Genomic DNA, 10000 nt, shown 5'->3' with positions numbered 1-10000 from the left:
CGGTTCATGCCGCACCGCGAGGTGCTGCGGATTCTGCAATCACGTTCCTCCGGCGCAACTGAGCGTCAAGAGGCTTCAGTTGGTCGGCGCAAGCCGCGTCAACGAAGTGCGGATAAATCCATTGCTCAACTTTGAGCAAGTTTTTTGGAACAGGCAGCGAAAGAAGTAGTGGGCGGGTTCCCAGACCTGCTTGACCTCTATGACCAGGACTTCGAGAACAGTCGAGTCTGATCCCCAGCCGCAGACGTTACTTCCAATACAATACAGCGTCCATAACCCCGCCTAGGGCGCCTCTGTTTCATGCCGGTGGCGCGCAGAGCGCCAAGCCGTTACCTCGAAAGGCTGCGGTAGCCGGCGGCGGATTTCGGTTATCAGTGCCGCCAGCCCTAGTACGATCACGCAGCCCGCCATAATTTCGCCGGCACGAAGCAATGCGAGCTGTAGGTCCTGGGCCGGGTTCGTACCCGGTGCCGCGTGCATCAGGATCAGCACGGTGACCGGTGCCAGTTTCCAGCTCGCCGGGTAACGCTTGAGCGAGGTGACCAGCAGCACGGCCACTACGACGCTAATGAGCATCGAGGTGAGTGATGAACCCAGCAGCAGGATGCCGGCGAGACTGACGGCACAACCGGTCAGCGTATTGATCACGCGTGCCTTTACCTGTTCCCGCGCACGGACGAAATCAGGTTCGCTGACAATGACTACGGTGATGGCTGCCCAGATCGGGTCTTCCACCCCGAGTGCAGACAGCCCGAACCAGACGATCATGCAGCCAATCAATACCTTGCCAGCGTACAACAACGATTGCTGGCTGGGTTCGAACTGCGGGAATGTCATCGGGGGCTCCAGAACAGAGAGGGACGTGAGTCCTGCCCGCCATGACCGGGAGGGTACTCCGTACGCATTCATCACTTCCGGCAGGTGATGCGCGACATCAACTGACCTAGTGAATAAAAAAAGCCGGTGCTTACACCGGCTTAAAAGTATGCATCAACACAATGCACAAGAGGAGAAACTGTCGTACCTACCAAGTGGAAGCCGACCTAGGCTCAAAACAACCCTCACTTCATCCACTCGGCCTTACAAACCTGCGCTGCCATGTAGTCATCCTGATCACCCAATGCTGCGATGCAATAAGCGTCGCCACCTGGATGCCACTCCAACATTGAAAACCGCTACTCGCTGTCTAATCAATGTCTTGGCGTTGATGTTCGTAATTATATTCGTGCGTAACGAAAGATAAAATGAATTAATTCCATAACATGGATTCCATTATGGAATGATTCGAGGCGATCCTCACGTGGTGGAGACGATCTTGCGCTGCATCGCACAATTGGCTGAGCTAAGTTGGAGCGGGCGTGGCGGCGAGACCGAAACTGCTGGCACGGCGACGTGCCAAGTCGAAGTCGTTGACCCGCCCCCCTCCCCGCTCCAAGGCCGAAAGGCGTTTAACGGCGGGAGAGTTTATGCTGCTTGCATTCTTCCGAAAGACGGGAATCTTGGCCTTCTGATGCACGGAAAGGGGATGGATCGCTGCCTTGGACTGTGCCGAAAAGCGAACCGACTACAGCCGCTTAGCGTCATGCTGTGGCTGGATTCACTGAGAAACTTGGGTTATTCGAGGTACTGTTAGCTCCCTAGTTAGGCCCTAATCCAACACTTCGCAATACTAAGCTTACGACCTGCTCGATAGCTTCAGTAAACCATGACTTGCCGAGGCGCTTTTGATCGGTAAGTAACCGGATCTGTGCTTCGAAGTCAGCATAGTGCTGTGTAACTGCCCAGATCATAAACAATAGAATTTCCGGTTGCACCGGTGCTATGCGATCGGCCTCCACCCAGGTTCGGATTTTAGCGGCGCGTCCCTCCATCCAGGGCTTCACCTCTCCTTGAAGAAGTGCACGTAAATGCGGGGCGCCACTGATGATTTCCTGTGCCCACACTTTGGAACCATTGGGTCGACGCCACGACATCTCCATCTTGGAACGCACGTAGCCGGCGATTGCCTTGGCCGGGTCGTCCTCTTCGTCGAAGCTTGCGGCGGCCTGGTACCACTCGGTAAATATGCTCTGCAGCACCTGCAGGTAGAGTGCTTCCTTGGTGCGGAAGTGGTAATGCAAGGTGGCCTTGGGCATACCGGCCAGTTTGGCGATCTCGGCCGTAGTGCTACCGGCTAGGCCTTTTTTGGCAAAAACCGCTTCGGCGCTGTTCAGCAAAGTCAGCACCGGGTTGTTTTTTACTTGAATGGCATTTGTCATATCCACTTTCACGCCTTCAGCCGGACGACTATGAGCAGCGGTACGCTGCCATCGCTCTTCCACTATATCGAAAACTCGATGCCTTCCGTAGCTAATCTGACCATTTGGACTGGCATTTATATTGCTTACATAACCATGTAGAAATTGGTTTTTTTAGCCTATGCTGACCAAATGGTCAGATTTTAACAAAAGTTGCACCATGGCTGAGCAGCGCGCGCCCAAGGATGGTGCCAGACGGCTCGGCCACCCTGCTGTCCTGTTTCGATGTAGTGACTGGTTCACCCTTCAAAGCAAGGAGGTAGCGATGGAAGTTTTGCAAGACTGCATTGCCGGTACGCAGCTTCACGTCAACGGCGGTAGGTTGTGGGATAGCCTGATGGAGATGGCCAGGATCGGCGCCACGCCCAAGGGCGGGGTTTGCCGCTTGGCGCTCACTGACGAAGACAAGGCCGGTCGCGATCTGTTCGTGCACTGGGCCAAGGAGGCAGGCTGCACTATCACCGTCGACCAGATCGGCAATATCTTTGCCCGCCGCCCCGGCCGCGATAACAGCCTGCCGGCAGTGCTGACCGGTTCGCATGCCGACTCGCAGCCCACTGGTGGTCGCTTCGACGGCATTTACGGCGTACTGGCTGGGCTGGAGGTGATTCGCGCGCTCAACGACCACCAGGTCGAAACTGAGCATCCCATCGAAGTGGCGATCTGGACCAACGAGGAAGGCTCGCGCTTTCCACCCGCCATGGTGGCCTCCGGCGTGTTCGCCGGTGTGTTCGACCTCGAATACGGTCTATCACGCAAGGATCAGACCGGCAAGACCATGGGGGAGGAGCTGGCACGCATTGGCTATGCCGGCGAGACCCCAGTGGGAGGGCGCCCGCTGCACGCCTGTTTTGAGGTGCACATCGAGCAGGGGCCGATTCTGGAAAATGCCAGCACCACGATCGGTGTAGTCACCGGCGCACAGGGCCAGCGCTGGTATGAGCTCAATCTCACCGGACAGGAATCGCACGCTGGCCCTACCCCGATGACACTGCGCCGTGACGCGCTGCTCGGCGCCGCCAAGGTGGTGCAGTTAGTCAACGAGATTGGCCTCCGATTCGCCCCACTTGCCTGCGCCACCGTTGGCATGCTCAACGTCTACCCCAACTCGCGCAACGTGATCCCCGGCCAGGTGTTCATGACCGTGGATTTCCGCCATCCGGACGACGCCGTGCTGGCACAGATGGACGCGGCGCTACGCGAGGGCGTGGCCATGATTGCCGTCGACGGCAAGCTGGAAGCCGAACTGGAGCAGATCTTCTACTACGCGCCGGTGGCATTCGACATCAACTGCATTGCCGCAGTACGCGGTGCGACCGAGCAACTCGGCTACACCCACCGCGACATCATCGCCGGCGCTGGACATGATTCCTGTTACCTCGCCCAGGTCGCGCCGACCTCGATGATCTTCGTGCCCTGCATTGGCGGCATCAGCCACAACGAGATCGAAGATGCTCTGCCGGAATGGATCGAAGCGGGTGCCAACGTTCTGCTCAACAGCATGCTGACCATGGCCAAGAGAACATAAGTTCCGGCCACTGCAAAGGAGAAACCATGAGCGACATCAAACCGGGCCGGCTGGACGATATTACGCTAGCCGCTCATTTCTCTGACATCGCCCCCACGCTCGCTCCTTCCGCCGCGCTGGTGGAGGCCGATCGCTGCCTGTACTGCTACGACGCTCCCTGTACCCAGGCCTGTCCGACCCATATCGACGTGCCGGCGTTCATCCTCAAGATCAAAACAGGCAATCTCAAGGGTGCAGCCAGCGAAATCTTGTCGGCCAACATCTTCGGCGGTGCCTGTGCGCGCGTTTGTCCGACCGACATCCTGTGCGAAGGCAGCTGTGTACGCCACAAGCTGGATGACCAGCCGGTGCAGATTGGCGCGCTGCAGCGCTATGCCACCGACTGGGTATACGAGAGTGGTCAGCCCTTGTTCGAGCGTAAGCCAGACAGCGGCTTCCTGGTGGCGGTAGTCGGCGCCGGCCCGGCCGGGCTCGCCTGCGCCCATACGCTGGCACGCGAGGGGCATAAGGTGGTGGTGTTCGACGCGCACCCGAAAGCTGGCGGCCTGAACGAGTACGGCATCGCCGCCTACAAGATGGCGGATGACTTTGCCCAGAAGGAGATCGACTACTTGCTCTCCATCGGCAACATCACCGTACGCACCGGCATGCGGCTCGGTGCCAACCTGCATCTGCCCCAGCTGCAGCAGGACTTCGACGCGGTATACCTAGCGATCGGTTTGGGCGGTGTCAAGACGCTCAACACCGAGGGCGAGCAATTGGCTGGGGTGCTCAACGCTGTAGATTTCATTGCCACCATTCGCCAGGCCAGTCAGCTGGCCAGCGTGCCGGTGGGTCGCAACGTGGTGGTGATCGGCGGCGGCAATACCGCAGTGGATGCGGCGGTGCAGAGCAAGCGCCTAGGGGCCGAACATGTGACGCTGGTTTACCGCCGTGGCGAGGAGGACATGAGTGCTTCACCGGAGGAACTGGCTTTTGCGCGCCAGAACGGCATCGATGTGCGGCTGTGGGCACGGCCGAACCGGCTACTCGGCGAACACGGTCAAGTGAATACCATTGAGCTGGAAGGCACAGTGTACTGTGATGACAGGCTGCTCGGCACTGGCACAACCTACACCCTACCGGTTGACATGGTGCTCAAGGCTATTGGGCAGGCCTGGTTGCCGCTCGGCCCCGATGGCGAGCTACTGGAGATGACCGACGGCAAGATTGCCACCGACGACAATGGCCACACCTCGTTGCCCGGTGTGTGGGCTGGTGGCGACTGCAGCACGACCGGTCAGTTCGACCTGACCGTGCAAGCCGTAGCCGATGGTCAACGTGCCGCCCTTTCCATCGATCAAACCTTGCGCGCCAACAGTCGCGCCGCTGCCTGAGGGGGAACCATCATGGCCGATTTGACCTGTCATTTTGCCGGCATCACCGCACCCAATCCGTTCTGGCTGGCGTCGGCGCCTCCCACCGATAAGGCCTATAACGTCAACCGCGCTTACGAGGCCGGCTGGGGCGGAGTGGTGTGGAAAACGCTCGGGCTCGACCCTCACGCCGTTAATGTGAGTTCGCGCTATGGCGCCACCCGCTGGGGCGGTCAGCGCATCGCCGGGCTCAACAACATCGAGCTGATTACCGACCGCCCGCTGGCAGTTAACCTAGCTGAGATCCGTGAAGTGAAAAAGCTGTGGCCGGATCGTGCGCTGATTGTGTCGCTGATGGTGCCCTGTAACGAACAGGATTGGAAAACCATCCTGTCGATGGTGGAAGACACTGGCGCCGATGCGGTGGAACTCAACTTCGGCTGCCCGCACGGCATGTCCGAACGCGGTATGGGCGCGGCGGTTGGCCAAGTGCCCGAGTACGTCGAGATGGTGACGCGCTGGGTCAAGCATTACTCGCGCCTGCCTTGCCTGGTGAAGCTCACCCCCAACATCACCGACGTCCGCATCTCAGCGCGTGCGGCCTATAAGGGCGGTGCCGATGCGGTCTCGCTGATCAATACCATCAACTCCATCGTGGCGGTGGACCTCGACCTGATGGCGCCGCTTCCCAGTGTGGATGGCAAAGGCACGCATGGCGGCTACTGCGGTCCGGCGGTCAAGCCGATCGCGCTCAACATGGTGGCCGAGATTGCGCGAGACCAAGAAACGCCAAATCTGCCGATCTCCGGTATTGGAGGCGTCAGCACATGGCGCGATGCGGCCGAGTTCATGGTGCTGGGCGCCGGCAGCGTACAGGTGTGTACCGCTGCCATGCATTACGGCTTTCGCATTGTCGAGGACATGAAGGATGGTCTGGCCAATTGGATGGACAGTCAGGGCTACGGCCGGCTCGATGACTTTATCGGTCGCGCGGTGCCCAACGTCACCGATTGGAAGTACCTCAACATGAACTACGACATCAAAGCGCATATTGACCAAGATGCCTGCATCCAGTGCGGGCTGTGCCACATCGCTTGCGAGGACACCTCACACCAGGCGATCACGCGAGAGAAGGACAGTAAACGTCACTTCGAGGTGATCGAGGAGAACTGCGTCGGCTGCAACCTATGTATGCATGTATGCCCGGTGGATCAATGCATCACCATGCACCGTGTAGATGACGGCCTCTACGCCAACTGGACCACGCACCCGAATAACCCGGCGCGCGAGCCGGAACAAAAGCCATCGGCAGCTTGAATGGGCATGCCCTTTACCTTGGCAGGGAAAGGGCATCGCATCCAGAGGTTCCCCGATTTTTGGCTCAGTCATCAGGAGATTCATCATGAGTCCAGCATCTCCCTCATCCGAGCTGTACAACGAAGATCTCGCGCCCACCTCGCCGGCGCAGCGCACCTGGCGCTGGTATCACTTTGCCGCCTTGTGGGTCGGCATGGTGATGTGCATTCCGTCCTACATGCTGGCCGGCGGCTTGATCGACCAAGGCATGTCGCCAATGCAGGCGGTGTCCACCGTGCTGCTCGGCAACATCATCGTGTTGGTGCCGATGCTGCTGATTGGCCACGCCGGCGCCAAGCACGGTATCCCATACGCCGTATTGGCACGTGCCTCGTTCGGTACACAGGGCGGCAAACTGCCCGCGCTACTACGCGCAGTCGTGGCCTGTGGCTGGTACGGCATCCAGACTTGGCTCGGCGGCAGCGCTATCTACACATTGCTCAACATCATTACTGCCAACGCGCTAGTCAGCGCACCGCTTGCAGGGCTTGGCATCAACCTGGCACAGCTGCTGTGCTTCTTGGCCTTTTGGGGCTTCCAACTTTATTTCATCGCACACGGCATGGAATCGATCCGCTGGCTAGAAAGCCTATCGGCGCCGTTCAAGGTCTTCATGTGCGCAGTGTTGTTATGGTGGGTGTCTCAGCACGCCAAGGGCTTCGGCGACATGCTGTCGTTGCCGTCGCAGTTTGACGCTGGCGGCAAAAAGGCCGGTCAGTTCTGGAGCGTGTTCTGGCCTTCGCTCACCGGCATGGTCGGCTTCTGGGCCACGCTGGCGTTGAACATTCCGGACTTCACCCGCTTCGCCAAGAGTCAGCGTGAACAGTTCGTCGGCCAAGCCATTGGCTTGCCCGTGCCGATGGGCTTGTTGGCATTGATGTCGGTGCTGGTGACTTCCGCCACCGTGGTGCTGTATGGCAAGGCGATCTGGGATCCGGTAGACCTAGCCGGCCGACTGACTGGGGTGGGCGTAGGGGTGGCGCTCTTAGTGCTAACGCTCGACACCATGTGCTGCAATCTAGCCGCCAACTTGGTAGGGCCGGCCTATGACTTCTCCAGTCTGTACCCTCGCGCCATCTCGTATAAGCGCGGTGGTTTCTTGACGGCTGGCATCGCGCTGGTGATGGTACCGTGGAAACTGTTGGAATCGACCCAAGGCTACATCTTCACCTGGCTGATCGGCTACTCAGCGCTGCTCGGCCCGATCGCCGGCATCCTTATCGTCGACTACTTTCTCTTGCGCAAGACCGAGCTGGTGGTAGGGGAGTTGTTCGATGAAAACGGTCGCTACCAGTACCGTAACGGTTGGAATGGTATCGCCGTGCTGGCCTTCATTCTGGGCGTGCTGCCCAACGTGCCGGGCTTCCTCAACACGGCCTTCCCGAGCGCATTTTCGGGGGTGCCCGACGGCTTCAAGATGATCTACACCTACGCCTGGTTCGTCGGCATCCTGATCGCCGGTGTGGTGTACGGCGTGCTGATGAAGCTGCGCAAGGCACCGGCTACCTCGCTCGGTGTATCCACTGGTGAAGCATAAGGAGATAACATCATGACGGTTTTGCTCAAAGGCGGTACCGTGGTGAACGCCGATCAGACCTTCCGAGCCGATGTGCTGTGCCAAAACGGCGTGATTAGCGCTATCGGCCCTGACCTAGAGGCGCCAGCTGGCGCCGAGCTGATCGACGCCGGAGGCCAGTTGCTGATGCCGGGTGGCATCGACCCGCATACTCACATGGAAATGCCCTTCATGGGCACGGTGACCAGTGAGGACTTCTACACTGGCACCGCTGCCGCGCTGGCCGGCGGCACCACGTCGATCATCGACTTCGTCATTCCCGATCCCAAGCAGCCGCTGATGGAAGCGTACAACCTGTGGCGTGAGCGTGCACAGAAGGCCGCGGCCGACTACGCCTTCCACGTGGCGATCACTTGGTGGGACGACTCGGTGCACCGCGACATGGAAACCTTGGTCAAAGAGCACGGTGTGGCCAGCTTCAAGCACTTCATGGCGTACAAGAATGCCATCATGGCCGACGACGAGCTGCTGGTGCAGAGCTTCACGCGCGCGCTGGAACTGGGCGCTCTGCCCACTGTGCACGCCGAAAATGGCGAACTGGTGTTCCGCCTACAGCGCGAGCTGCTCAAGAAGGGCATCACCGGACCAGAGGCGCATCCGCTATCGCGCCCTCCCGAGGTCGAGGGTGAGGCCGCCAACCGCGCCATCACCATCGCCAAGGTCATCGGCGTGCCAATCTACGTGGTGCACGTGTCAAGCCGCGACGCCGCTGAAGCAATCGAGCGGGCCCGTAGCGCCGGCCAACGTGTGTTCGGCGAGGTGCTGCCCGGTCACCTGCTGATCGACGATTCGGTGTACCGCGATAAGGATTTCGTGCGCGCCGCCGGCCACGTGATGAGCCCACCGTTCCGCAGCAAGGAGCATCAGGCAGCGCTATGGCACGGGCTGCAATCCGGCCAATTGCACACCACCGCTACCGACCACTGCTGCTTCTGTGCGCCACAGAAGGCGCTCGGCCGGGATGATTTCACCAAGATCCCGAACGGCTGCGGCGGCGTGGAAGACCGGCTGGCGGTACTCTGGCACCACGGCGTCAACAGCGGGCGCTTCACGCCGAACGAGTTTGTGCGTATCACCTCGGCCAACGCCGCGCAGATCTTCAACCTGTACCCGCGCAAGGGCGTGATCGCAGTGGGCAGCGATGCCGATATTGTCGTGTGGGATCCCACTGCTACTCGCACCCTGTCGGCCAAGACCCACCACCAGAACGTCGACTTCAACATCTTCGAGGGCATGACGGTGACCGGCGGCGCTACCCACACGGTGAGTCAGGGCAAAGTAATGTGGGCCGATGGCGATTTGCGCGCCGAACGCGGAGCCGGCCGTTACCTACCGCGCCCTGCCTTTCCGAGTTACTTCCCGGCGCAATAGCGAGTCCTCCATTGGCCACTTAGTACTACTGCCGTGATCTTGTATCAACACTTTCACGGCTCCGCCGTCGACGGCGGTAACATTCCCACGCTTGGTATTGGTGCCGTCGACACCAATCCGACCAGCGCGCCGGGCTTTCCGGCGCGGTAAAGCACAAAGCCCAGCTCTATGAGCTGGGCTTGTGGTGTGGGGAGTCTGGCGGTGACCTACTTTCACATGGCGAATGCCACACTATCATCGGCGCAGAGGCGTTTCACGGTCCTGTTCGGGATGGGAAGGCGTGGGACCACCTCGCTATGGCCGCCAGACATTAACTTGTACAAACTGTCGAAGCCGAGCATCGTCACTGTTACTGACGCTGCCGTATTGAATTCAAGCGTTACTTGGTAATTGATTGCGTCTCGTCGCACATCACCTGTACTTCACACCACGAAGTACCTCAAATGATAGGATCAAGCCTCACGAGCAATTAGTATCGGTTAGCTTAACGCCTCACAGCGCTTCCACACCCGACCTA

The 10000-nt window shown here is 59.5% G+C and carries 6 protein-coding genes, 1 rRNA gene and 1 pseudogene; 5 read left to right on the top strand and 3 right to left on the bottom strand.

Going from position 1 to position 10000, the window contains the following annotated elements; translation table 11 throughout:
- Positions 1–282: 282 nt before the first annotated feature.
- Both QU481_RS22885 and QU481_RS22880 read right to left on the bottom strand, forming a co-directional pair.
- The gene (locus tag QU481_RS22885; protein ID WP_289832290.1) at positions 283–837 is read right to left on the bottom strand and encodes an FUSC family protein; all 555 of its coding nucleotides are present in this window, start codon (positions 835–837) and stop codon (positions 283–285) included.
- 800 nt (positions 838–1637) lie between these two features.
- Complete coding sequence (locus QU481_RS22880) at positions 1638–2321, bottom strand: TetR/AcrR family transcriptional regulator (protein WP_289832289.1); 684 nt, start codon at positions 2319–2321, stop codon at positions 1638–1640.
- A 292-nt stretch (positions 2322–2613) separates the two neighbouring features.
- Between QU481_RS22880 and QU481_RS22875 the strand changes: the two are divergent.
- From QU481_RS22875 to hydA, 5 genes and pseudogenes are all read left to right on the top strand, one after another.
- A pseudogene (locus QU481_RS22875) lies at positions 2614–3825 on the top strand (M20 family metallo-hydrolase); the annotation flags it as partial.
- Between the two features lie 26 nt (positions 3826–3851).
- Positions 3852–5201, top strand: coding sequence for an NAD(P)-dependent oxidoreductase (locus QU481_RS22870; RefSeq protein ID WP_289832287.1), 1350 nt, complete (start codon positions 3852–3854; stop codon positions 5199–5201).
- A 12-nt stretch (positions 5202–5213) separates the two neighbouring features.
- Positions 5214–6497, top strand: coding sequence for an NAD-dependent dihydropyrimidine dehydrogenase subunit PreA (preA, locus tag QU481_RS22865; protein WP_289832286.1), 1284 nt, complete (start codon positions 5214–5216; stop codon positions 6495–6497).
- A gap of 85 nt (positions 6498–6582) precedes the next feature.
- Positions 6583–8073: an NCS1 family nucleobase:cation symporter-1 gene (locus QU481_RS22860; protein ID WP_289832285.1), complete on the top strand. Its 1491-nt coding sequence runs from the start codon at positions 6583–6585 to the stop codon at positions 8071–8073.
- A 12-nt stretch (positions 8074–8085) separates the two neighbouring features.
- Positions 8086–9483, top strand: a complete 1398-nt coding sequence (gene hydA / locus QU481_RS22855) for a dihydropyrimidinase (protein WP_289832284.1) — start codon at positions 8086–8088, stop codon at positions 9481–9483.
- A gap of 193 nt (positions 9484–9676) precedes the next feature.
- Here the strand turns inward: hydA and rrf are convergent.
- Positions 9677–9791: ribosomal RNA gene (gene rrf / locus QU481_RS22850) — 5S ribosomal RNA — on the bottom strand.
- Between the last annotated feature and the right edge of the window lie 209 nt (positions 9792–10000).

It is taken from the genome of Crenobacter oryzisoli (assembly GCF_030385785.1).
In the GTDB taxonomy this organism is placed as follows: Bacteria; Pseudomonadota; Gammaproteobacteria; order Burkholderiales; family Chromobacteriaceae; genus Crenobacter_A; species Crenobacter_A oryzisoli.
Note: the sequence above shows the minus strand (reverse complement) of the source record. Positions and strands in the feature narration are given on the sequence as shown.